This is a genomic window from Streptomyces sp. NPDC058045, from assembly GCF_042885635.1.
In the GTDB taxonomy this organism is placed as follows: Bacteria; Actinomycetota; Actinomycetes; order Streptomycetales; family Streptomycetaceae; genus Streptomyces.
In genome coordinates this window covers 1-21822 of sequence record NZ_JBHVRR010000032.1, presented here as the reverse complement: position 1 = coordinate 21822, position 21822 = coordinate 1, and the positions used below count along the sequence as shown (strand labels likewise).

At 71.3% G+C, this 21822-nt stretch carries 20 protein-coding genes and 1 pseudogene; 8 read left to right on the top strand and 13 right to left on the bottom strand.

Going from position 1 to position 21822, the window contains the following annotated elements:
* Nucleotides 1-78 precede the first annotated feature (78 nt).
* The gene (locus tag ACFVST_RS19865; protein ID WP_390153412.1) at nucleotides 79-1188 is read left to right on the top strand and encodes an FUSC family protein; all 1110 of its coding nucleotides are present in this window, start codon (nucleotides 79-81) and stop codon (nucleotides 1186-1188) included.
* A gap of 45 nt (nucleotides 1189-1233) precedes the next feature.
* Here the strand turns inward: ACFVST_RS19865 and ACFVST_RS19860 are convergent, their stop codons facing one another.
* From ACFVST_RS19860 to ACFVST_RS19850, 3 genes are all read right to left on the bottom strand, one after another.
* Nucleotides 1234-2121 carry an ATP-grasp domain-containing protein gene (locus tag ACFVST_RS19860; RefSeq protein ID WP_390153409.1) on the bottom strand — a complete coding sequence of 296 codons (888 nt, stop codon included), beginning with the start codon at nucleotides 2119-2121 and terminating at the stop codon, nucleotides 1234-1236.
* 3 nt (nucleotides 2122-2124) lie between these two features.
* The gene (locus ACFVST_RS19855) at nucleotides 2125-3189 is read right to left on the bottom strand and encodes a hypothetical protein (protein WP_390153407.1); all 1065 of its coding nucleotides are present in this window, start codon (nucleotides 3187-3189) and stop codon (nucleotides 2125-2127) included.
* 62 nt (nucleotides 3190-3251) lie between these two features.
* The gene (locus ACFVST_RS19850; protein ID WP_390153404.1) at nucleotides 3252-3569 is read right to left on the bottom strand and encodes a hypothetical protein; all 318 of its coding nucleotides are present in this window, start codon (nucleotides 3567-3569) and stop codon (nucleotides 3252-3254) included.
* 204 nt (nucleotides 3570-3773) lie between these two features.
* Between ACFVST_RS19850 and ACFVST_RS19845 the strand changes: the two genes are divergently transcribed.
* The 3 genes from ACFVST_RS19845 (at nucleotide 3774) to ACFVST_RS19835 (ending at nucleotide 5231) form a co-directional block, all read left to right on the top strand.
* Nucleotides 3774-4466: a DUF4232 domain-containing protein gene (locus ACFVST_RS19845; protein ID WP_390153401.1), complete on the top strand. Its 693-nt coding sequence runs from the start codon at nucleotides 3774-3776 to the stop codon at nucleotides 4464-4466.
* Between the two features lie 90 nt (nucleotides 4467-4556).
* On the top strand, nucleotides 4557-4850 hold the full coding sequence (locus ACFVST_RS19840) for a hypothetical protein (RefSeq protein WP_390153398.1): 294 nt from the start codon (nucleotides 4557-4559) through the stop codon (nucleotides 4848-4850).
* Between the two features lie 18 nt (nucleotides 4851-4868).
* Nucleotides 4869-5231: a DUF2867 domain-containing protein gene (locus tag ACFVST_RS19835; RefSeq protein WP_390153395.1), complete on the top strand. Its 363-nt coding sequence runs from the start codon at nucleotides 4869-4871 to the stop codon at nucleotides 5229-5231.
* A gap of 50 nt (nucleotides 5232-5281) precedes the next feature.
* On the opposite strand, the gene ACFVST_RS19830 is transcribed toward ACFVST_RS19835, so the two are convergent.
* The 5 genes from ACFVST_RS19830 to ACFVST_RS19810 all read right to left on the bottom strand — a co-directional run bounded on the left by ACFVST_RS19830 (nucleotide 5282) and on the right by ACFVST_RS19810 (nucleotide 12091).
* Entirely contained in the window at nucleotides 5282-6316 is a 1035-nt protein-coding gene (locus tag ACFVST_RS19830) for a hypothetical protein (protein WP_390153392.1), read from the bottom strand.
* Between the two features lie 93 nt (nucleotides 6317-6409).
* A complete protein-coding gene (locus ACFVST_RS19825) occupies nucleotides 6410-7681 on the bottom strand; it encodes an NAD(P)/FAD-dependent oxidoreductase (protein ID WP_390153389.1) in 1272 nt (423 codons plus the stop codon).
* On the bottom strand, nucleotides 7678-9141 hold the full coding sequence (locus tag ACFVST_RS19820) for an NAD(P)/FAD-dependent oxidoreductase (RefSeq protein WP_390153386.1): 1464 nt from the start codon (nucleotides 9139-9141) through the stop codon (nucleotides 7678-7680). The genes ACFVST_RS19825 and ACFVST_RS19820 overlap by 4 nt, the downstream gene beginning before the upstream one ends.
* Nucleotides 9138-10571, bottom strand: a complete 1434-nt coding sequence (locus ACFVST_RS19815; protein ID WP_390153383.1) for an FGGY family carbohydrate kinase — start codon at nucleotides 10569-10571, stop codon at nucleotides 9138-9140. Before ACFVST_RS19815 ends, ACFVST_RS19820 begins: the two co-directional genes overlap by 4 nt.
* Nucleotides 10568-12091 carry an APC family permease gene (locus ACFVST_RS19810; protein ID WP_390153380.1) on the bottom strand — a complete coding sequence of 508 codons (1524 nt, stop codon included), beginning with the start codon at nucleotides 12089-12091 and terminating at the stop codon, nucleotides 10568-10570. The genes ACFVST_RS19815 and ACFVST_RS19810 overlap by 4 nt, the downstream gene beginning before the upstream one ends.
* A gap of 338 nt (nucleotides 12092-12429) precedes the next feature.
* Here ACFVST_RS19810 and ACFVST_RS19805 point away from each other — a divergent pair, with 338 nt between their 5' ends.
* Nucleotides 12430-13191: a DeoR/GlpR family DNA-binding transcription regulator gene (locus ACFVST_RS19805; protein ID WP_390153377.1), complete on the top strand. Its 762-nt coding sequence runs from the start codon at nucleotides 12430-12432 to the stop codon at nucleotides 13189-13191.
* A gap of 25 nt (nucleotides 13192-13216) precedes the next feature.
* On the opposite strand, the gene ACFVST_RS19800 is transcribed toward ACFVST_RS19805, so the two are convergent.
* Both ACFVST_RS19800 and ACFVST_RS19795 read right to left on the bottom strand, forming a co-directional pair.
* On the bottom strand, nucleotides 13217-13489 hold the full coding sequence (locus ACFVST_RS19800) for a PstS family phosphate ABC transporter substrate-binding protein (protein WP_390153374.1): 273 nt from the start codon (nucleotides 13487-13489) through the stop codon (nucleotides 13217-13219).
* The gene (locus ACFVST_RS19795) at nucleotides 13486-14448 is read right to left on the bottom strand and encodes a PstS family phosphate ABC transporter substrate-binding protein (protein ID WP_390153371.1); all 963 of its coding nucleotides are present in this window, start codon (nucleotides 14446-14448) and stop codon (nucleotides 13486-13488) included. Before ACFVST_RS19795 ends, ACFVST_RS19800 begins: the two co-directional genes overlap by 4 nt.
* A 284-nt stretch (nucleotides 14449-14732) precedes the next feature.
* On the opposite strand from ACFVST_RS19795, the gene ACFVST_RS19790 reads away from it, so the two are divergent.
* Nucleotides 14733-15908, top strand: a complete 1176-nt coding sequence (locus tag ACFVST_RS19790) for a glycosyltransferase (RefSeq protein ID WP_390153368.1) — start codon at nucleotides 14733-14735, stop codon at nucleotides 15906-15908.
* A gap of 54 nt (nucleotides 15909-15962) precedes the next feature.
* Here ACFVST_RS19790 and ACFVST_RS19785 read toward each other — a convergent pair whose 3' ends face one another.
* The 3 genes and pseudogenes from ACFVST_RS19785 to rfbB all read right to left on the bottom strand — a co-directional run bounded on the left by ACFVST_RS19785 (nucleotide 15963) and on the right by rfbB (nucleotide 19109).
* The gene (locus ACFVST_RS19785) at nucleotides 15963-17099 is read right to left on the bottom strand and encodes a DegT/DnrJ/EryC1/StrS family aminotransferase (RefSeq protein ID WP_390153365.1); all 1137 of its coding nucleotides are present in this window, start codon (nucleotides 17097-17099) and stop codon (nucleotides 15963-15965) included.
* Nucleotides 17096-18067 (bottom strand): ATP-grasp domain-containing protein, encoded by a 972-nt coding sequence (locus ACFVST_RS19780; RefSeq protein WP_390153362.1) that lies wholly within the window; start codon nucleotides 18065-18067, stop codon nucleotides 17096-17098. Before ACFVST_RS19780 ends, ACFVST_RS19785 begins: the two co-directional genes overlap by 4 nt.
* 5 nt (nucleotides 18068-18072) lie before the next feature.
* Nucleotides 18073-19109 (bottom strand): annotated as a pseudogene (rfbB, locus tag ACFVST_RS19775) (dTDP-glucose 4,6-dehydratase).
* Nucleotides 19110-19349: 240 nt separating this feature from the next.
* On the opposite strand from rfbB, the gene ACFVST_RS19770 reads away from it, so the two are divergent.
* The gene (locus ACFVST_RS19770) at nucleotides 19350-20717 is read left to right on the top strand and encodes a helix-turn-helix domain-containing protein (protein WP_390153359.1); all 1368 of its coding nucleotides are present in this window, start codon (nucleotides 19350-19352) and stop codon (nucleotides 20715-20717) included.
* Nucleotides 20718-20754: 37 nt separating this feature from the next.
* Nucleotides 20755-21599, top strand: a protein-coding gene (locus ACFVST_RS19765; protein WP_390153356.1) for an IS5 family transposase whose coding sequence is annotated in 2 segments (ribosomal slippage) — nucleotides 20755-21085 and nucleotides 21085-21599 — 846 coding nt in all. Because the reading frame shifts where the segments join, the coding sequence is not laid out codon by codon here.
* Nucleotides 21600-21822 lie beyond the last annotated feature (223 nt).

Sequence of the window (21822 nt, the reverse complement as noted above, 5' to 3'; positions counted from 1 at the left end):
CCGCCGGTGCCCGGGGGATTCGACAATGCGGAGCGGAGTGAGGTAGCCGGCGACGAGGTGGATGAGGGTGGTCACGGCATGACCAGTGCGTACCGGAGGAAGGTGGCCGGCTGGTTGTCGGAGGTGTTCGCGCTCGATCGGGCCGGGGTCAACTGGCCGCGGGCGGTGGTGTTTCTGGATGTCGCTCTGGTGCCGCTGGTGGTGTTCTGGGCGATCGGGCATGAGGAGTATCTGCTCAGTGCGCTGTTCGGTCTGCTGATCGCGGCCCTGGGTGATCCGGGGGGCGGTTACGGGCATCGCGCGTCGAGTGTCGTCGTGCTGACGTTGATCGGTGCCGGGGTGACCGCGGTGGGGTTCGCCGTGGGGAATCAGGCCTGGGGGTGGCTGACGGGGGTGGCCTTCGGGGTGACGCTGGTGGGGGGTCTGGCGGTCGCGTTCGGGGTGCGCCGGTTCGTCAACGCCCTGTTGCTCAATGTGTGGTTGATCGTCTCGCTCGGGCTCGCGTTCAACCTGCACCGGGCCTCTCCCGTCATCACCAGCCATATCTGGGCGCAAGTGCTGGCCTGGGTGGGCGGGGCGATGCTGTGGATCGTGTTGACGTTCGCGGAGTGGCTGATCCGCAGCCGCCGGGATCTGCCGCAGCCGTTCACGGAGCTTCCGGGCGACATCTCGCGCAGGAAGCTGACGGTGCCGCTGGTGGTGTTCGCGGTGGCGCGGGCGGTGGTCATCGCCGGTGCCGTGGCGCTCGCCTTCGGTCTGGATCTGTCGAACGGGTACTGGATCCCGATCGCGGCCATCGTCACGATGAAGCCGAGCCTTCAGCAGACGACCCTGGTGTCCGTTCAGCGTCTGTGCGGGGCGCTGCTCGGTGCCGGGGTGGCCATGCTGCTGCTTCTGCTTCCGGCCAGCGAGACCGGGCTGACGTTGTTCGTGATGAAGCGGGGTCTCGAAGTCGTGGCGCTGGTGCTGCTGATGCACGCGGTGGGGATTCGGTTTCTCAACTACGCGCTGTACTCGGCGGCCGTCGCCGCCGGTGTGCTCATCCTGATCGACGTTCCGCAGCCCTCGCACTACTCGTCCGAGGGCTACCGCGTCCTGTGGACGTTGTGCGGTGCCGGGATGGGGCTGATCGTCCTGCTGCTGGCCGGCCTGCTCTCCCGGCGGACGGGCGGGACGCGGAGCGCGTAGCGGGGGACGGTCGTCAGGCGCCGGGTCTGTCAGGTGCCGGGTCTGTCAGGTGCCGGGCCGCGGGTCCGGGTGGAGGGTGGTGAGCAGGGTGTGGGGTGGGACGGTGGTGGGGCGGTCGCTGACCTGGGCGTCGCCGAGTTCGATGACGCGCCAGGTGCCGTCCTCCCGTCGGGCGAGGTCGACGGTGACGAACGGCAGGGCCAAGTCGGCGATCAGGGGCGCCAGTTGGGCCAGGTCCGGTTCGGGGTCCGGCAGGTCGTCGGGGGTGTCGGGGTGTGGGCCGAGCAGGGCGCAGCGGCCGTCGACCCACCAGGTGCGGACTTCGGCCGAGGTGAAGTGCTCGAAGCGGCGCAGTACGAAACCGCCGGTGAAGTCGTCGTCGCGTAGTTCGCGGAAGCGGGAGGCCACCGTCCAGGCGGTGTCCGCGTCGTCGAGGTCGGGGATGTAGGCGGCCTCGTGCCAGTAGTGCTTCATGGATTTGGTGTAGTCGCGCAGTACGGCCGGTCCCGGGCCGATTTCGCGGCGGGCGGTGTCGAAGGCGGTGCGGCTGTCGTCGGTGGTCCAGGCGGACCGCGGGGTCGCGGTGGCGAGGGCGTCGTACCAGCCGGGGAGTTCATGGGCCTGGCAGTACTGGGCCGGGCTGGTGCGCAGGGTGACGCCGCGGGTGGAGAGTGCGGAGGCGAAGTCGGCGTACTGCTCGCCGCGCAGCATCCAGCCGCGGTAGACCGCGTGCACGGTGACCGGCTCGGCGTTCTTGGGTACTTTGCGGACTGCTTCCGCGGCTTCGCCGGGGCGGGTGAGGGCGTCGTGGTCGACCAGTGCGACGTTCCAGCCGGCGGCGCGGGCGGCGGCTGCTTCGGGGGCGAAGTGCTCGTCGGCCCGGCGGGGGTTGAGTACGTCGCAGGGGACGAGCAGGGTGGGGTGGGTGGTCATCGGTCAGGCCACCCAGCCGGTGACGAGGGGGGTTCCGGTCGGGCGGTGCACGGCGATGAACCCGCACCGGCTGTCCATCCCGACCTGCAGCATGGTGCCGACCGGTGGCCGGAACTGCGGCATCGATCCGGGTGCCGCCGCCACCGCGGTCGCCGCGGACGCCTCGAATCCGTCGGCGGAGAAGCGCGCCATCACCAACTGCTTCGCCTGGCCCACCGCCAGGGGCACGGGGCTGAGTCGGGGGAAGTGGCCGCGGGTGCCGTCCGTCGCCGTGCGCAGGCCGAACACGTCCGGGTGGTCGAGCAGATTGTGCTCGGCGTCGACCTCGAAGCGTCGCGCCCACAGTGACACCGTCGGTATCGGCCCGGTGGACGAGGCCACCGTCACCCTGGGTGCCGGGCTGGTGTCCACCGCGTTGCCGGCGAGCAGTTCGGTGCCGCTGGTGCCCTCTCCGGTGAGCCGAAGTGCCGCGGACAGTACGGCGTTTCGGGGGCGGTCGGTCTCGCCCGCCACCAGCCGCACATCGATGTCTCCCTCGCCCTTGACGGTGACCACGGTCAGCGGGCCGGCCGGGGACTCGAAGCGCCGTACCGTGTCGAGGTCGGTGTCGGTGCGCGAGAGCGAGGTGCCGATGAAGCTTTCCTTGAAGGGGAGTGCCCACTTGGTGCGTACGGCGAGGGCGGAGGCGAGGACCAGCAGGATGTCCGGGTCGAGGCGGATCGGCATCCGGTCCAGCAGGCCGCCGGTGCGTTCCTTCACCCAGGTGTCCAGTGCGGCCTGGTCGGTGAGGGTGCCGCGCATCTCTGCGGGGAGCGGCAGTCCCGCTCGCAGGGGCACCTCGGGACGGGTCCACAGTCCCAGCGCCGTCCGCAGTTCCGGGGTGTCCGGCAGGTCGAGGGCGCTGCCGGAGGCGACGGCCGACAGTTCGTCGCGGGCGGGCCCGTCGGCGACCTCGGCCAGCAGGGCGAGCAGCGGCCACACCCCGAACCCGGACACGACGGTGCTGTCCTCGCCGGGGAGGGTCTCGATCCAGTGCGCCGTCAACCGGCTGATCTGCTGGGCATCCATGGCCGACAGTCTGCCTTGTGCCGGGCCGCTTCCGGGGCGGCTTCGCGCGGAGAGCACCGTGGTCAGGCATCTTGCGCGGTGGGGGGCGTGCGGCGGCGGATGGTCTGGCCGGTTTTCAGCAGGTCGCGGTCGAGGGTGCCCAGGCAGAGGCTGACGCGGTTGGTGGGGCGTGGTGGGCGGCCGGGTCGGCAGACGAACTCGACGAAGGCCCGGCCGGTGGTGATCACCTGGTCGCCTTCGCGGACCTCCACGGTCTCCCCGTTCTTCAGGACACCGGATGCGACCGGTCCGACGACGACGGTGCCGCGGCCGGTGATGGTGAAGATGTCCTCGATGGTGAGGACGAAGTCCTGTGCGTCCGCGCTGTGTTCGCTCGTCATGGGCCCATCCTGGCAAGACGGGCGCACCGGTGTGCGGTGGTCGTGTGTCACGGGCGGGCTGTGGGTGTAACAGCGGTGTATTAGGCGGGGGTTGGGGACAACGGGCGCTGGGTTCGGTGGCTCTTGGGGGGCAGTTCAGAGCAGATCGCCGGTGCGTGACCAGCGCCGGGCGGTGGAACCTCAACCGATTCGGGGATCAAGACGATGCGCGTGCACAAGCTGACCTTCGCGGCCCTGGCCGTCGCCGCCGGCCTCTCCCTCACCGCCTGCCAGAACGGTGACGACGGTACGGGGCAGGGCACTCCGTCGTCGGCGCCGACCGCTTCTTCCTCGGGCGGGGACTCGGGCTCGGGGTCGGGTTCCGGTTCTGGGTCGGGGTCGGGGGACTCGGCTCAGGGCGGTGGCAAGGGGGCCGGTGGCAAGGGCTCCGGTGGGCAGGGTGACGGTGGGCGTGCGGATGGTTCGCCGGGGGCCAAGTCCGGGCGGTGCCATACCGGTGACCTGAAGTTCCGGACGCTCGACAGCACCATCAGCGGTGACGAAGAGGGCACCGTCGCCGTGGAGATGACGAACCGCAGCGGCCATGACTGCACGATGGCCGGGTACGCGGGGGTGGATGTGAAGACGAACCAGGGTGTGGTGTCCGCCAAGCGGGCCGGGGAGCCCGCGGACATGTTCGTACTGAAGAAGGGGAAGCTGGTCGCGTTCGGGATCAACTACCCGTTCAACCAGAGCGGTGGCTCCGGGGCCCGGGTCACGGGGCTGGTGGTGACGCCGCCCAACGACACCAGGTCGGTCACCCTCCACTGGCCCGGTGCGTCCACCCTCCCCGTCACCGACGGCTCCGGCCCGTCCGTGAAGGTGGGCCCGCTGGGCGGCGTCGGCCAGGGCGGCTGAGCCGAACTCCGCTCGTACGGCGGGGAGTTGAGCGGCCCGCCCCCCCTACGATGGGTGGGTCGGGCAGGCCGGTACCGGGGAGGCGGCACAGTGGCGCTCAGGGTGTTGACGCGCAGGGACATCGAGCTGGAGAGCGCGGAGGCGGTGCGTGCGCTCGGGGGGTGTGACCATGTCGACGCGGTGGCGGTCGATGTGGCGCCGGGGACGACCGCGATCGGTTTCGCCTCCGCGATGCTGGCCTCGCCACCGCGTGCTGCTCGGTCTGCTCGCGGTGCGGAACGCGCCAGGGCCTGTCCGGCGGATCTTCGTGGAGCAGCCCGCGGCGTCTGGTGCGTGCTCTCGGCGTGCGCCCGGATCACCCTCGTACTGGACGTACTTGGGTGATTCGGGCGTGCGGCGAGAGTGCGTGCCAGGCGTCGCGGGCCCACGAAGGTCCGTCGGACAGGCCCTGGTCGCGCCCTTCGGGTTGAAGGGCACCGTGGCGAAGGGGACGCGGATCGAGGAGGGTGCCGACGTCGGCCCGCTGCATATGTTCAGCGTCACCGAGGAGCGGGTGGTGGCGGGCAAGGACGACACGCATCTGAGCTACCGCTCGACGTTCGTGGTGCGCGAGGGCGCGCACGGCCCGAGGGGGTGTGCACCACGGCGGTCCGCTATCACCGTGCTGCCGGCCGGCTCTACTTCACGGCGATCAAGCCGTTCCATCTGGCCGTCATGATCGGACTCGTCCATCGTGCCGCCGCTCCGGCGGCCCGGGGCCGCTGAGCGGCCGCGCGACGGCGGGCGGTCGGCAGGGAGCGGCCGGCAGCGGAACATCACTCGGCCCGAGCCGGCACCTGGCGGACGGGACGGGTCCGCAGCCAGTACGAGCGGGCGGCGACGGCCAGGGCAGCGCCGTACCCGGCAAACGCGATCATGCCGATCCAGGCGACCGACAAGGCGTCGCCCGAGGAGGGGAAGTCGCCCGGCCGCATCGTCACCGCACCGGCCGTGGCCAGAGCGCAATAGCCGATCCCGAGCAGCCCGTACGGGGCGAGGGTGGCGGCGCCGATGAGCGCCGGGGTCAGAGGGAGCCAGCGGGGAACGCGCCGGCCGTGCAGGAGCAGCGTCCAGCGCGGGAAGACCTGTCCCCACGGGCGGACCAGGCCCCACAGGAGGAAGACGCCGAGTGCGGCCAGCAAGACGGTGGCGTCCAGGCCCCAGGACTCAAGAGTGAGCCAGATCCCGGAGGCACCGTTGCGCTGGGAGATCACGAGGATCTCCTCGATGTCCGTCCCGGCGAACGTCCCTCCGAACGCCCAGAACAACTTCATGGCGCTGTAGGGCACAAACGCAGCCGTTCCGGCGGCGGCAGCGGCCCGGACGCGCGCGGGAGCGCAGGACGGTGCCGGCGCGCGGGCCCCGCTGGGCGGGCGGTGGCGGGAGCGGGCGGTTGCCGTGAGCAGCAACACACCGATGGCTGCCAGCGCATGGTTCGTGGCACCAGCCCGACTGTCCACGCCTTGACCGAACATCAGCGTGATCACGTCCATCAGCAAGCTGAACGCGGCGATCCCCGCCAGGCCGCAGACCGTCCAGAGCGACACCCGCAGCCAGGGCCGCAGCCCGTACCGCACCACCGCGGCACCGACCACAGCCGCCAGCGCGCCCATCGCCACAACGAACCAGTCGAGGGTGGCCGGCGCCGGGGTACCCCCGCCATAGAAGAGCGGCGTCCCGCTCAGCGCGCCGGAGAGGCCGAAAGCGGCATACGCCACCGCCCATAAGACGGTCGCCGGGCCCACCCAGCGCCGCCGTTCCCGCCACCACACACGCCACAGGCCCCTCGGCACCTGCCCGACTTCGCTCATGCTCCGACCGTCGCACCACCCGGGACAGCGCGGCATCGACCGCCCGAACGAACTACCTCCCCCTGCCGGGGGAATGCGGCTGGGCCAGGCCGATCAGGCCAGGCCGATGTGGACCGGCCCGCCGTCGGGGGTGATGTGGTCGAGGAGGGTGGCGGGGACGCGGAAGACGCGGCCGGGGGCGGCGGGCCAGGTGAGGCGTTTGCGGGTGGTGCGGCCGTCCTGGCGGGCGGTCACGGTGGGGAAGCGGGTGAAGGTGTCCGTCCAGAGGAGGAGACGGTCGCGGGCGGGTGCCGGGTCGCCGGGACGGAGGATCTGAGGTGAGACCCAGCGGAAGGGCGCGTCGGCGATGAGGCGGACGCCGTCGGTGGGCGGCACCTGGCCGTGGAGGTGGTCGAGGACCTGCTGGGCGACGTGGGTGCCGTCGAGGGCGGCGATGTCGGCGGTGTCGACGGGGTGCAGGACGTTGCCGGCGGCGAAGACCCCGGGGCGGCTGGTGCGCAGGGCGGTGTCGGTGAGGGGGCCGAGGGTGGCTTCGTCGAGGGTGATGCCGCCGGAGCGGAAGAGTTCGTGGTCGGGGATCCAGTCGCCGGTGAAGACGACGGTGTCGCAGTCGACGGTGCGGCGTTTGCCGGTGTCGAGGTGTTCGATCTCCACGGCCTGGAGGCGGCCCTTGCCGATGATGCGGGTGACGCGGGTGCGGGTGGCGACGGGCACCCGCAGCACGGTGCGGCCGACGCTGTTGAACGCGCCGTAGGACTCGGCCTTGGGGTACTGGCTGACCATGAGTGCGGGGGTGCAGTCGGCTTCGCGAAGGGTCAACGCGGCGGACCAGCTCACGAGTTCACCGCCGACGATCACCGCGCGCCGCCCGACGGGCTGGTGGTGGAGGTGGACGAGGTTCTGCAACTGGCCGGTGGTGTAGACGCCGTGGGGGCGGTCGCCGGGGATGCGGCGGGCGCTGCGGGGGCGTTCGCGGGCGCCGGTGGCGAGGACGAGGGCGCGGGGGCGGATGCGGAGGCGGCCTTCGGGGCTGGTGGCGTCCACGGTGAGGTCGGCGGGGTCGCTGCCGGGGTCGCCCGCCCAGCCGGTGATCATGGTGTGGGTGCGGAGGTCGGCGCCGGCTTCGGTGGCCCGGCGTACGAGGTGGCGGGCGTAGGCGGGGCCGGACATCACACGGTGCAGGTCGCGCAGGCCGTAGCCGGGGTGGTCGCTGTGGCGGGGGATGCCGCCGGCGGTGTCCTCGCGGTCGGCGACCAGGACGGTGCCGGCGCCGCGGCGCCTGAGTTCCGCGGCGGCGGTGAGGCCGGCGGGGCCGCCGCCGATGATCAGGACGTCCGGGGTGAGGGTGGGGGGCTGGGGGTTCATCGGGCGTCCTTGTCCTGGCTGCGGCTGTCCTGGCTGCGACTGTCCTGGCTGCGGCTGTCCTGGCTGCGGCTGTCGTGCTTCTGGTGCAGGGCGGCGACGGCGGCGCCGCAGAAGAAGCCCTGGCAGCGGCCGTTCATGGCGCGGGTGCGGCGGCGGAGGCCTTCGAGGTCGCGGGCGGGGACCGGGGTGCGGCAGGCGTCGCGGATCTCGCCCTCGGTGACGCGCTCGCAGTAGCAGACGATGGTGCCGTAGGCGGGGTCCTCGGCGATCAACTCGGCGTTCTGGTAGGGCCGTTGGCCGGCCTCGCCGATGTTGGCCATCCGCGGCGGGGTGGGCAGGTCCGCGCGCGGGGTGAGTGCGAGTCCGGCGTCCGCGAGGAGGGTGCGGCAGTGTTCGGCGATGGCGATGCCCGCGGTGAGGCCGGTGGAGCGGATGCCGCCGACGAGGAGGTAGCGCTGCTCCGGGCTGGCCTCGATGAGGTAGTCGGGGTGGTCGATGGCGGCGCGCAGACCGGCGTAGCTGGCGGTGATCTCCTCGGTGAGCAGGCGCGGCATGAGGCGTTCGCCCTTGGTGAGGAGGAAGTCGTAGCCGTTCTCGGAGGTGGCGGTGTCGGTGCGGTCGGTGAGGTCTTCGGCGGTGGGCCCGAGCATCACGTTGCCGTAGATGGTGGGTGAGATGAGGACGCCCTTGCCGCGGGAGGTGGGGACGGGCAGGACGATCTGGTCGGCGAGGGGGCGGGCCAGTTTGTCGAAGACGAAGAGTTCGCCGCGGCGGGGGGTGACGGTGAACCGGTCGTGGCCGAAGAGGCGGTCGATGTGGTCGGCGCCGAGTCCGGCGGCGTTGACGACCCAGCGGGCGTGGACGTCGCCGGCCGGGGTGCGCAGGGTGGTGGTGTCGGTGTGCTGCTCGACGGCGGTGACGGGGTGTTCCAGGAGGAGGGTGGTGCCGCGGCGGCGGGCGTCGGTGGCGAGGGCGAGGTTGGTGGTCCAGGTGCAGATGATGGACTCGTCGGGGACGGTGAGTCCGCCGAGGGCGCCTTCGCCGAGGTGGGGCAGGCTGCGGTACACCTCGTCCGCGTCGATGAGGCGGCAGTGCCGGTAGCCGTTGGCCTCGGCCTTCTCCTTCAGGCCGGGCAGCGCGGCGAGTTCCTCGTCGTTCCAGGCCACCAGGGTGGCGCCGGTGTGTTCGACGGGGATGCCGGTGGCTTCGGCGTACTCGCTGAGGAGGTGGTAGCCGCGGGCGACGAGGCGGGATTCGAGGGTGCCGGGTTTGGCGTCGAAACCGGTGTGCAGGATCGCGGTGTTGGCCTTGCTGGTGCCGTCGCCGATGTCGCCCCGGGCCTCCACCAGGGCCACGGAGAGCTGGTGGCCGGAGAGTTCGCGGGCGAGGGCGGCGCCGACGATGCCGCCGCCGATGACGGCGACGTCGTAAGTGCCGTGGGTGTGGGGGGCGGGGGTCATGCCTTCTCTCCCTTGGTGGCGGAGGCTTCGGCGGCCCGCGCCCAGGTGGTGCGGAACTCCGCGGCGCGGTCGGCGGACCAGCGGGGTTCGTAGACGGTGGTGGGCTGCCAGTCCCCGATGGCCTCGGCGAGGGTGAGGGCCGGGTCGAGTGCGCAGCGTGCCAGGGCGGCGGCGCCCAGTGGGGTGGCGTGGGCGTGCGGGTAGAGGTCGACGGGGAGTTGGGCGATGTCGGCCTGGGCCTGCATGAGGACGGCGGAGTTGGTGAGACCGCCGTCGACCCGCAGCCGGGTGAGGGGCCGGCCGAGGTCGGCGGCGACCCGGGCGCCGAGTTCCGCGATCTGTGCGGCGATGCCCTGGAGTACGGCGAGGACGAGGTGTTCGCGGCGGGTGGCGAGGGTGAGGCCGGTGAAGCTGGCGGTGGCCTCGGGCGCCCACCAGGGGGCAGCGAGCCCGGCGAACGCCGGTACGCACAGGGCGCCTTCGGTGTCCTCGGCGGCGACGGCGTCGAGGTCGTTGACGGACTGGAGCAGCCCGAGGTCGCGGAGCCAGCGGGCGGCGGAGGCGACGGTGTAGACCTGCCCGTCGACGCAGTAGGGGGTCTCACCGCGGGCCCGCCAGGCGACGGAGGTGGTGAGGCCGGCGGTGGAACGCACCGCGTGGGGGCCGGTGTTGGCGAGGAGGAAGGCTCCGGTGCCGTAGGTGCATTTGGCGGAGCCCTCGTCCAGGCAGCGTTCGGCGAGGAGTGCGGCCTGCTGGTCGACCACGATGCCGGCGACGGGTACTTCGGGGCCGAAGGCGCGGGTGGTGCCGATGATCTCGTCGCAGGCCGCGATGTGCGGGAGTTTCTCGTCCTGGAGCCCGAAGACGCCGAGGAGTTCCTCGTCCCAGGTGACGGTGTCGAGGTCGAGGAGGAGGGAGCGGCTGGCGGTGGTGGCGTCGGTGACGAACTGGCCGGTGAGGTGGTGCAGGAGCCAGGTGTCGGTGGTGGTGACGACGCCGTCGCGGGTGAGGTTCTGCCGCAGCCAGGTCATCTTGGGCGCGGAGAAGTAGGGGTCGAGGACGAGTCCGGTGCGGGTCCTCAACTCGTCGGCGTGGGCGGCGAGTTGAGCGGTGACCTGTTCGGCGCGCCGGTCCTGCCAGACGATGGCGGGGGTGAGGGGGGTGCCGGTGGCCGGGTCCCAGGCGAGGACGGTCTCGCCCTGGTTGGCGAGGGCCACGGCGGCGATGGGGCGGCCGGCTTCGCGGACGGCGCGGCGTCCTGCGTCGAGGACGGAGTCGAGCAGTTCCCGCGGGTCCTGTTCGACGGCGCCGCCCGGGAGGTAGACGGGGCGGAGTTGTTCCTCGGCGATCGCGAGGACCCCGTCCTCGTCGTCGGTGACGATGGCCTTGGTGCCGGAGGTGCCCTGGTCGATGGCGAGGATCGCGGTCATCGGGCGGTCCCTTCGGCGGGCTGGGCGGTGGTCGTTCCGGCGTCGTCGAGGGCGCGGTCCACGTCGGCCATGTCGGGCATGGTGAGTCCGGCACGGCCACGGCGGGCGAGGAGCCCGGCGAAGTAGGCGGCGCCGATCGCGAAGAGGACCAGGACGTAGATCCAGGGCGCGCGGAACGAGGCGTCGCGGAAGATCAGCAGCTCGTACGCCAGCCACACGGTGGCGACGATGAGGACGGGGGTCTCCCAGCGGCCCAGGGAGAAGCCCTGGGAGGCGGGCAGGGAGCGGCGTTTGGCCACGTACATGGCGACGGTGCCGGCGTAGATCAGGGCGGGCAGGAGGGTGCCGGCGGAGAAGAGTTCGAAGAGGGCGTCGGTGGAGCGGGAGAACACGGCGAGGATGATCTGCGCGATCAGCAGCATGAAGACGGAGGCGTTGAGCGGGGTCTGGGTGCGGCCGTGGATGCGGCGCAGCAAGCTCCAGCCGGGGAAGCGCTCGTCGCGGGACATGGCGTAGACGAGGCGGGTGCCGCTGAGGGTGATGACCAGGCCGCAGGAGAAGATCGAGATCACCACGAGGACGAGGAGGATCTTGCCGACGACGGATCCGAGGACTCCGGTGATGACGGTGGCGACGGGGGTGGCCGATTCTCCGACGCCGTGGATGCGGCCGGCCGCGGCGGTGACGGCGATCAGGAAGAGGAAGCCGAGGACGCCGAGGGAGATCACGGCCTGCACCATGGCCTTGGGGATGACGCGGGCCGGGTCCTTGGTCTCCTCGGCGAGGTTGGCGGCGGATTCGAAGCCGACGATGGTGAAGGCGCCGAGGAGGAAGGCGAGGGCGAAGGGGCCCGCGTGGGTGGCGCCGCCGAGGGCGTAGTAGCCGTGCGCGGGGACGGTGGCGGTGTCGAAGAGGTGGCCGAAGTCGAGCTTGCCGGTGGCGGCGCCGACGGCGAACAGCAGCACGGTGAGCGCGATCATGCCGATGAGCTGCACGGTGACGGCGACGTTGTTGACGCGGTGGGTGGTACGGGTGGAGGAGGCGACCAGCAGTGCCTGGAGCAGGACGACGACCGCGGTGATCACCCAGGCGTTCTGCACGGTGCCGACGTACTGGAAGAGCTCGGGGAGGATCGTGGAGGCGATGGTGTAGTCCACGGCGACCAGGACGACGCCGAGGAACGCGAAGGAGATCCAGCCCATGATCCAGCCCCAGACGGGGCCGACGATGCGGGACACCCACTGGTAGGAGTAGCCGCTGATCGGGATGCGGGCGGCGAGGGCGCCGAAGACGAGGGCGATGGAGAGCTGGCCGATGACGGTGATCGGCCAGGCCCAGATGCCGCGGGGTCCGGAGGTGGAGAGGACCGAGCCGTATGCGGTGAAGATGCCGGTGGCGATCGACACGAAACCGAAGGCGACGGAGAACGAGGCGTACCAGCCGAGTTCTCGTGCCATCCGCTGCTGCGGGGCGGCGTCCCCGCCTTCCGGGCTGGTCCCGGTGGGAGCTGCGTCTGCCATGCCTCGTATTCCCTGCATCAGGGGCCCGCTGGGCTGCGGGCCGGACGACGTACTGGAGGTACCGGGGGGGCCGGTGCCGGGGGCGTTGTACGGGGGTGCTCGGGCTGCCGGGGCCGCACCGGGCTTGACCGAAACTGTGGATAGTTGCCCGTGAATGACTGCAAGTGTGGGTCACCGGCTGAAGGCCGTCAAGAGGGGGGCCGGTACACCGGAACCAGGCCGCGGTGGTGCGACCCGAGTGTACGGCGGGGCGGTGCACGGTGGGTGGGCACCGCCGGCTGCCCGTAGGATGCGATCAGAGATCCACAGAAACGGTCATGGCATCACGGAGGTGGGGCGTGCTTGCTGCGGAACGGCATCGCAGGATCGTGGCCGAGATCGGGCGGCGGAAGTTCGTCACGACCGACGCCCTCACCGAACTGCTGGGCGTCTCCCGGGAGACCGTCCGCCGTGACCTCGCGCTGCTGGAACGCCGCGGTGAGCTGGCCCGGGTGCACGGCGGGGCGACCGGATCGCGCGCCCCAGTCGGCGAGGAGGCGCCGTTCAGCGAGCGCACCGGCACGCTGATGGCGCAGAAGGAGGCCATCGGGCGGCTCGCGGCCGGGCTCGTCGCCCCGCACCAGACCGTGGTCATCGATGTCGGCACCACCGCCCTCGAAGTGGCCCGCGCCCTGCCCGCCGACCATGTCGGGGTCGTCGCCACCCCCTCGCTGCTGGTGGCGGCGGAGGTCAGCACCCGGCCCCGGGTCGAAGTCCTGGTCAGCGGCGGCCGGTTGCGCCCCGGCGACCTGGCCTGCTCCAACGCGCAGGCCGTGACGTTCTTCGGCGATCTGCGGGCCGACCTCGCGTTCGTCGGCTCCGGCGGCGTCACCCCGTACGGTCTGACCGACTTCCATCTGGACGAGGTCGCCACCAAACGCGCCATCCTGGCCGGCGCCGCACAGCGCTGTGTCCTCGCCGACTCCAGCAAACTCGGCCGTACCGCCGTCCACCGGGTGTGCGCCCTGGACGGCTTCGACGCGCTGATCACCGAGGGGCCCTGCCCCGAGGACCTGGCCACCGCGATCGAGAAGTCCCGGGGCACCGTCATCGAGCCATGAGCACCGCCCGTACGGGTGCCCCGGGTCAGGGCGCCTGGTCGAGGGTCCGCTCGCTCGGCTCGGCCTGCCGCCCCCTCAACGGCAGGAACACCTGCTGGTCCGACACCACGGACTGCCCCTGCCTGCTGAGGATGAACCGCATCAACTCCTCCATCACCGGGTCGAGTTGCTTACCCGGCTGCTTGTTCACATGGAAGTAGGTGACCCGGCTCAACGGGTACGCCCCGGAGGCCACGTTCTCGTACGTGGGCGCGTACGCCGTCCCCCCGTCGTGCTCGCTGACCGCGATGACCTTCACACCCTGATCGACAAGGCCATACCGGTGTAGCCGATCGCGTACGGGTCGTTCTTGACGTCCTTGGCGTCCTTGGCGATGGGGAAGACCGTCTTCTCCCAGTGCACGTCCGGGTCGGCGGGGGTGGAACCGTCGGCGGCGCCGGGACGCCACTCGCCGCGCTCGCCGCCCGCGTTCAGCACCCGCCGGCGCACGAACTCCTCGAAGCCGTTCCAGGGTCGCAGACCGACCAGGTGCACCGGCTTGTCGGCCCACTCGCCGGTGGCCCCGAGATCGCCCCAGGTGACCGCGGGCGCTCCCCCGCGGTGGCGGGTCTTGGAGAAGGCCGCGTCGAGCTGGTCGAACGACAGCTTGTCGATCGGGTTGTCCTTGCTGACGATGAACCCGACGGAGTCCAGGAACCCGAAGTGGCGATAACTGCCGCCCGAGATCGGCACACTCAACGGGTCGTACCCGAAGGCGTCATGGAAACCGTCGATGTCGGTGGGCTTCAACTCACGCGAGACGAAGACGCAGTCGAGGTTCCCCTTCACCAGCTCCAGAGCACCCAGACTGCCCGCGTACGGCGGGTTCACCGAGATGTGCACCTTCGGGTACTTCTTCTCGAACTCCTTGATCCAGGCCTTCGAGAGCCCGGCCAGCACGTCGGACGCACCGCACTGGTAGTCCCCATGCAAGGAGTTCTTCGGCTTCGCCTGATACGACGTCAGGGACGGGTCGAGGGAGGGCTGAAGCAGTTCCCGCTCCGGCAACGGCCGGCCGTGCGCCTTGTTGTACTCGTCCTGCTCGGGGGTCTGCGGAGTGACCGGCTTCTGCGGCGGCACCGCCCAAGTGCTGAAGTCCCTTGCGTCGTCGTCCGGTTGGGCCTGACTCGTCAGAGTGCCGGCCACCACCAGCGCGGAGGCCAACGCCACCGCCGCGGCCGCTCGTCGTACTCGTCGTGCTCCTGTTATCTGTCTCATGTACGGGATCTCCCGGTGAGGTCAGAACGGAAAGGCAGAGCCGGACAAGAACGATCCAAGAACTCCGCCACCGAGTTGACCGCGACGCTGGATGCACCCCCCACGCAAGACCATAGGGTCCGGAAATAAAGGCCGTTGATCCTCGTTCTGCCCATTTAGCCGACGGCGGGAGGCTGGCGCTCCGTCCAACTCGCCCTGCTCGGCGGCGGGTTGGCGTGAGCAGCGGCAGCCGGGACCATCAACGCAGGTCACGTTCCAGGTCGGTGGGCGAGTACGGTACCCGGGTGAATGATGCAGCCCGACTTCCGCGTTCCTTCCGACTGATCGTCACGGGCGGAGGGACCGGCGGTCACACCTATCCCGCTCTCACCGCGATCCGCACCCTGCAGGCCCGGCTGACGGCCGGCGGCAGCGCCCTGGACGTGCTCTGGATCGGCACGCCCGACGGCCTTGAGGCCAAGGTGGCGCCGGCCGAGGGAATCGCGTTCACCACGGTCGCCACCGGGAAGATCCGTCGCTCGTCGAACCCGATCAAAATGCTCGGCCCGGCCAATGTGCGGGACATGGCGCGGGTGCCCCTCGGCGTCACACAGGCCCGGAAGGCGGTGAGCGGCTTCCGGCCGGACGTCGTCCTCGCCACGGGTGGGTATGTCGCCGTCCCGGCCGGCCTCGCCGCTCGGCTGTGCCGGGTGCCGCTGGTGCTGCACGAGCAGACCGTCCGGCTCGGACTGGCGAACCGGAAGCTCGCCGGCTCCGCCGCACGGATCGCGGTCTCCTCGGAGTCGACGCTGCCGCTCCTCCCGGAGTCCGTACGGTCCGCGGCGGTGGTCACCGGGAACCCGGTCCGCCCGGAAGTCCTCAGCGGGCACGCGGACAAGGCGATCGCCGCGCTCGGCCTGGGCGGCTTCGACCGGCGGCTCCCGACGCTCTACGTCACCGGCGGCGCCCAGGGCGCGCGGCAGATCAACGGCGTCATCGCGGAAGCACTCCCGTGGCTCCTGGAACGCGCCAATGTGGTGCACCAGTGCGGACCGGCGAACGTCGAGGCGCTGCGGGCGGGCGCGGCCGGGCTCCCGCCGGAGCACGCCGGCCGGTACCACCTCACCGGGTTCGTGGGCCCGGAACTCCCCGACGTCCTGGCACTCGCCGACGTCGTGGTCTCCCGCAGCGGCGCCGGCACCCTCGCGGAACTCACCGCCCTCGGCAAGCCGGCGGTGTTCGTGCCGCTCGCCTCCTCGGCGGGCAACGAACAGGCGCACAACGCGCGGCATCTCGCGACGGCCGGCGCAGCCGTGGCGCTGGAGGACGAGGTCACCGGGGGCCGGCTGCAGCACGCTCTCGGGCCCCTCCTCACCGACCCGGCGAAGCGTGCGCAGATGGCGGAGGCGTCCCGGGCACACGGCCGACCGGACGCGGCGGACAGGCTCGTCGACGTACTCCTGACCGCCGCCACCGGCTGACCCGCCGGGGCCCGGGGAGGCGAGGCAAGCGGTGCGGAGTGGGCCGGGTGACGCTCACCGGCTGACTCCCGCCAGGACGCGGCGGACCTCCTGGGCAGCATGGTCGGCGTCCGCAGGCGTGAGGTGCTGGTGGAACGGGAGTGTCATGATCTCCCGGCCCAGGAGCTCGATGACCGGCAGCGACCGGTGCCACTCGGAGAACGCGGGCTGGGTGTGGTTGGGCGGGTAGTGCACGCCGACGCCGATGCCCCGGTCCCGGAGCGCGCGGAACACCCGGTCGCGGTGACCGTGGAGGACCCGAACGGAGAACATCGACGGGACCGTGCGGTCCACGTCGGGGTTGACCAGGCTGAGGCCGTCGATCCCATCGAGGGCGGCGGCGTATGCGCGCCAGAGTTCGCGGCGCCGGGTCTCCGCCTCCGTGAAGTGCTGGAGCTGCACGAGACCGACGGCGGCGTTGAGCGGTGACATCTGCACGCGCATCCCGAACTCGCCGACCGTGTACGTCGTCGCCTCCGCGCGGTGCGCCGCGGACTCCACGATGCCGAGACCGCGCAGCCTCCGGCAGGTGTCGGCCTCAAGCGGCGTGCGGGGCACGACGGCGCCACCGAGTCCGCATGTGAGGTTCTTGATCGGGCCGAAGGAAAAGCACGTCACCACGCCGGTCGCGCCGACACGGCGCTCTCCCTGCAAGGAGCCGAAGGCCTGCGCCGCGTCCTCGACCACGGCCACGCCCCGTTCATCCAGCGCGGGGCGGGCGGAGGTGAGGTCGACGGCCCGGCCGCCGTAGAGGACTGGCACCACGGCGCGGGTGGCTGGGGTGAGGGCGGCAAGGATCTGCGCGGGTTCGGTGCACGCGGTGACGGGGTCGACCTCGATGAACCGCGGCCGGGCTCCCGTCGCAAGGATCGCCTGCACGGTCGCGCAGAACGTGAAGGAGGGAACGAGGACGTCGTGCCCCGGGCCGACGCCGGCGGCGAGAAGCGCGACGTGAAGGGCGGCGGTGCCGGAGGAGACCGCGACGACGTCCGGCACATCGAGGAACGCGGCGACACGCTGCTCGAACTCCTCCGTCACTTCGCTGTGGTTGTACTGGCCGGCGCGCAACGCGGCGGTGAGGGCGCTCTCCTCTCCTCCGTAGAGGTACGGGCGCGCGTTGTGTGCGACGCCCGGCGGCGCGGTGCGGATCATCGTGGCTTCCCTTCGCTGGTGGTCAGCGTCTCGACGTACTTCGTGAGGGTGACGTCCGGCTTGTAGGTGAGCCGGCTGTGGTCGACTTCCTGGCGGAAGAGGCCGCGGAGGTACTGCCCGATGTAGTCGGCGCCGGCCGCGACCGAAGCGGGGAACCCGCCGCCGACCCGTGCGTTCGCCTCGGTCATGACGACCCGGCTCCGGCCATCGGCGTCGTCACGGATGAAGCCCTGGAAGCAGCAGGCGCCGGTGATACCCGTCGCGGCGAGGGCCTCACGGACGCACTCCTCCGCGTCGGGGTCGGTGAAGGTACGAGAGACGACGGCGAGCCCGCCTTTGACGAGGAGCCGGTACCGGAGCATCACGGAGGCCCGGCCGGTGCGGTCGACGAGGCAGTCCGCGGTGAACTCCCGCCCGTCGATGTGCTCCTGCACGAGCGGAGCCGGGGTGAGCTCGCAGAGAACACGGGCCTGCTCCCGGGTGCGGCACACCTGCACGCCCCTCGCGCCCTGCCCGTGGCGCGGCTTGACGACGAGGAGGCCGTCCGGGGCGTGGTCGAGGTCTTCCGGAAGGACGGTCTCAGGGGTCGGCACGCCGTGCTCGGTGAGGACCGCGGCGAACCGTGCCTTGTCGCCGCACGCCGTGACCGCTTCCCGGGCCGGTAGCCAGGTCGTGATGCCGAGGTCCGCGAGTGATCGGCGGAGGTGGAGGAGCCGCGGGAGTTCCGGCTCAACGGCTGAGAGGACGGCGTCCGGCCGGGCCGTTGCGCAGAGGCGAAGCATGTCGGCGTGGTACGCGGGGTCCGACGCCGGTGGGAGGACATGCGGGGCGACTTCCGGGAGGAGGAGCCCGGCAGCGTACGGGTCGGAGTCGGCCGCGAGCACGTCGCAGCCCAGACGCTGGAGGGAGCGGGCGAGGTCGAACCCTGGGGCGCCGCCCACGCCCGTGACGAGGATGCGCTTCGGCACGCTGCTCACCATCCTGCCGAGGCGGCGGGAAAAGCACGCGGCGCGGTGGGGAGGGAGCGCGGCGTCCGGGCGGCCGTAGGGTTCCGCATCAGCGGTGCCCACCGGTCGGGGTTGCGGCGGTACCAGTCGGCGGTCTCGGCAAGACCGTCCTCCAGGTCTCGCCGAGGCCGGTACCCGAGCTCGGCGGAGGCCTTCGTCCAGTCGATCGAGTACCGGAGGTCATTCGCCGCGCGGTCCGGGATGTACGTGACCGCCTCCTCCGTCGCGCCGCAGAGACGGAGGAGGCGGTCGGTCAGTTCACGGCTGGTCAGGTCCGTGCCGCCGCCGAGGTTGTAGATCTCCCCCGGGGCGCCGCCGCGGAGGACCGCCTCGATTCCGGCGCAGTTGTCCTCGACATGCAGCCAGTTGCGGACGTGCTCACCCCGGCCGTGGAGGGTGACCGGTTCACCGCGTTGGAGGCGGGTGAGGAACAGGGGGTGATCTTCTCGGGGTGCTGGTACGGGCCGTAGTTGTTCGAGGAGCGGGTCACGCACACCGGCACGCCGAATGTCTGGTGGTACGAGAGGGCGACGAGGTCACTCGCGGCCTTCGACGCGGCGTAGGGGACGGACGGGCACAGCGGTGCGTCTTCAGTGGCCGTGCCGGTGAGCAGCGGGCCGTAGACCTCGTCTGTCGAGACGTGCACGAACTTCTCGACGCCGTGCCGCATCGCGGCGTCGAGGAGGGTGTGCGTGCCGTGCACGTTCGTTGCGAGGAACGCCCCGGTGGCGAAGAGCGAGCGGTCGACGTGGGACTCGGCGGCGAAGTGCACGACAGCGGTGTGGTGTTGGACCAGCTCGTCGACGAGCTCCGCGTCAAGGACGTTGCCTTGACGGAACGTCAGCTTCTCGCTGAGGAACGCCGTCCCCAAGTTCTCGGTATGGCCGGCGTAGGTGAGGGCGTCGAGGACGGTCACCGTAGCGACATCGTCCGCACGGAGGACGCGCTTCACGAAGTGCGAACCGATGAAGCCGGCCCCGCCGGTCACGAGGATGTTTTCCATGGATGCCTCCATGAGGGGGAAGGAGACGGCGCCGGCGTTGGCCTGCGTCGTCCGGGAGTTGCCCGGCCAAGTGGCGAGGCGTGCACTCACCATGCGGGCCCGGTGGGGGAGGTGGGAGAGGTCAGGCCCGGGTCGGCACAGCGTGTGCGGGGCTCGCACACGGTGTGCATCCGTACGCCCTGCCAGCGCCCCGAAGTTGCGGCTACGGTCGTCCCTCCCGCTGTTCCGCAGGAGGCGCCCATGGACGGCATCAGAACCGCTCAGGAGATCGGGGCCGAGCTCCGCGCGGCCCGGTGCCGTATGCGGCTCACACAGGCCGAAGTCGGGAAAGCGGTCGGCTATTCGGCATCGGCCGTCTCCCGGCTCGAAGCGGGCCGTATGCGGCTGGAGTACGACCGGCTCCTTGCCTTAGCGGCGTCCCTCGGTATCCCGGCCGACAGGCTGACCGCGACTCCTGTGCCCGGCAGGGCCGTGGTCGGTACGGTGGGGCGTCCAGCGGACGAGGAGGATGCGGTGCGTCGTAGGAACCTGCTCACCGGAGCGGTGGCGATCGGGGTGACGGCCACAATCGGTGCACCATCGGCCGCTGCCGCTGCCGCCGGGGGCGACCCGGCCACCGGCCTGGAGGACTATCTCTTTCGCCTCCCCTCGGCCGCGCCCGTGCCATTGGGGCGGCTGGTTCAGGAGACGGCAGGCGCGCGCTCGGATTTCCGCGCCGCCCGATACACCGACCTCGGCCGTGCTCTCCCCGGCCTTCTCGCTGCCGCCTCCGCGACGTGGGAAGAAGCGCGCGGGCATGAGCGGGAGAAGGCGAACGTGGCCCTTGCGCGGGTGTACGTCCTCGCGGCGGAGCTGGCGCTCAAGCAGCACAGTGACGCCGCCTGGGCTGCTGCCGACCGGGCGCTGACCGCGGCACGCGCCTCCGGCCATCCGGTCCCGATCGGGGAGGCCTCCCGGGTGCTCGCGATCACGATGCGCCGCTCGGGGAACTGCCCCACGGCCGTCCGGCACCTCACCCGTGAGGCGCAGGAACTTGACACGGGGCAGGCGCAGACGGCCGCGGTCCGCACCACGCTGATGCTCACCGCGGCGTACAGCGCGGCGACGGGCGGGGACCGTTCAGCCGCCCTGGACCTCCTCGGCGCGGCCGAGGAGGAAACCACGCGCCGTGAGGCAGCGGTTCCGCCGGGGCTGTTCACCGTAGATGCGACGCGGACGCAGGTCGACGTGTACCGCATCGGGGTCCTCAACGCACTCGGCACACCGGACGAGGGCGTGAACGTGGCGCGGCGGATCAACATCGCCAGTATGCCCACGCCGGAGCGCCGGGCCCGGGCCTGGACGGACACGGCGCGCATGTGGCATTCGCTGGGAAACGGCCGGCAGACGTTCGCCGCTCTGCGTCACGTCGAGCAGGAAGCCCCGCAGGAAGTCCGACGGCCCGCGCTCCGTGCCCTCACCTCGGACCTGCTGTACGCGCCGGTCCGGGTGCCCGGGGTCCGGGAGTTCGCGGTGCGCACGGGAGCCTCACCGGCCTGGCGTCGGACGCGGAGGCCGGTGCCGGCGCAGCCCTGGTGTGGGCGGGCGGATACGGCGGGAGGCGGCTAGGCCGTTTCCTTCGGATCACCTGGTCGTTGGTTGTTGTGTGTCGTTGACTGATGCCCAGTGGGCGAGGATCGAGCCGTTGCTGCCGGACCGGACGCCGAAGCGGGGTGGGCGGTGGCGGGATCACCGGCAGGTGATCGACGCGATCGCGTTCAAGTACCGCACCGGGACGCCGTGGATGGACCTGCCCGAGCACTTCGGCTCGTGGAAGGGCGCCCACAACCGGCTGCGGAAGTGGGCCGCTGACGGTACCTGGGAGAAGATCTTCACCGCCCTGCTCGCCCAGGCCGACGCCGAGGGCGACCTGGACTGGGTCGTCGCGGTCGACTCCACCATCGTCCGTGCTCACCAGCACGCCGCCGGGGCCCGTCAAAAGGGGCACCGCACGGCGAGCCCGACGACCATGCCCTCGGCCGCTCCCGCGGCGGACTGACCACGAAGATCCACCTCGCCGCGGACAGCCACTGCCGGCCGCTGGCCTTCGTGCTCACACCTGGCCAGGCAGGTGACGCACCCGCGTTCCCCGAGGTCATGACCCGGTTACGGGTGCCGCGACCGATCGGCCGTCCCAGGACCACGCCGAACGTGGTCCTTGCCGACAAGGCCTACTCGTCCCTTGCGATCCGGGCCCTCCTGCGCCAACGCGGGATCCGGGCGGTGATCCCTCAACCCTCCGACCAGGCCGCCAAACGCAAGAGGAGAGGCCCGTCCGGCGGCCGCCCGCCGGCCTTCGACCGCGAGGCATACCACCAGCGCAACACCGTCGAGCGGAGCATCAACAAGCTCAAGCAGTGGCACGGTCCGGCCACCCGCTACGACAAGACCGCCACCATCTACCCCGCCGCACTCCACATCGCCGCCATCTTCCTCTGGTCGGCAAGATGATCCGAAGAAAACGGCCTAGACGAAGACATCATCCAAGGGCGAAAACCTGGAACACCGGGCACAGCCACAGCAGCATGGACGGGACCAACCACATCCCACGCAAGTAAAGCTGCTCGAACACCCTCCAACTAAGGGCTGTCCCGTAAATGATCTCTGAGTCGCCTCGGACGTGGTTGGCCGTGGTGCGGGCCGTTTGCCTATCCGGCGAGGGCGAGGTTGTGCA

Coding starts and splice junctions, on each gene's coding strand:
- ACFVST_RS19865 (WP_390153412.1), top strand. CDS start 79: ATGACCAGTGCGTACCGGAGGAAGGTGGCCGGCTGGTTGTCGGAGGTG.
- ACFVST_RS19860 (WP_390153409.1), bottom strand. CDS start 2,121: ATGACCACCCACCCCACCCTGCTCGTCCCCTGCGACGTACTCAACCCC.
- ACFVST_RS19855 (WP_390153407.1), bottom strand. CDS start 3,189: ATGGATGCCCAGCAGATCAGCCGGTTGACGGCGCACTGGATCGAGACC.
- ACFVST_RS19850 (WP_390153404.1), bottom strand. CDS start 3,569: ATGACGAGCGAACACAGCGCGGACGCACAGGACTTCGTCCTCACCATC.
- ACFVST_RS19845 (WP_390153401.1), top strand. CDS start 3,774: ATGCGCGTGCACAAGCTGACCTTCGCGGCCCTGGCCGTCGCCGCCGGC.
- ACFVST_RS19830 (WP_390153392.1), bottom strand. CDS start 6,316: ATGAGCGAAGTCGGGCAGGTGCCGAGGGGCCTGTGGCGTGTGTGGTGG.
- ACFVST_RS19825 (WP_390153389.1), bottom strand. CDS start 7,681: ATGAACCCCCAGCCCCCCACCCTCACCCCGGACGTCCTGATCATCGGC.
- ACFVST_RS19820 (WP_390153386.1), bottom strand. CDS start 9,141: ATGACCCCCGCCCCCCACACCCACGGCACTTACGACGTCGCCGTCATC.
- ACFVST_RS19815 (WP_390153383.1), bottom strand. CDS start 10,571: ATGACCGCGATCCTCGCCATCGACCAGGGCACCTCCGGCACCAAGGCC.
- ACFVST_RS19810 (WP_390153380.1), bottom strand. CDS start 12,091: ATGGCAGACGCAGCTCCCACCGGGACCAGCCCGGAAGGCGGGGACGCC.
- ACFVST_RS19795 (WP_390153371.1), bottom strand. CDS start 14,448: ATGAGACAGATAACAGGAGCACGACGAGTACGACGAGCGGCCGCGGCG.
- ACFVST_RS19785 (WP_390153365.1), bottom strand. CDS start 17,099: ATGATCCGCACCGCGCCGCCGGGCGTCGCACACAACGCGCGCCCGTAC.
- ACFVST_RS19770 (WP_390153359.1), top strand. CDS start 19,350: ATGGACGGCATCAGAACCGCTCAGGAGATCGGGGCCGAGCTCCGCGCG.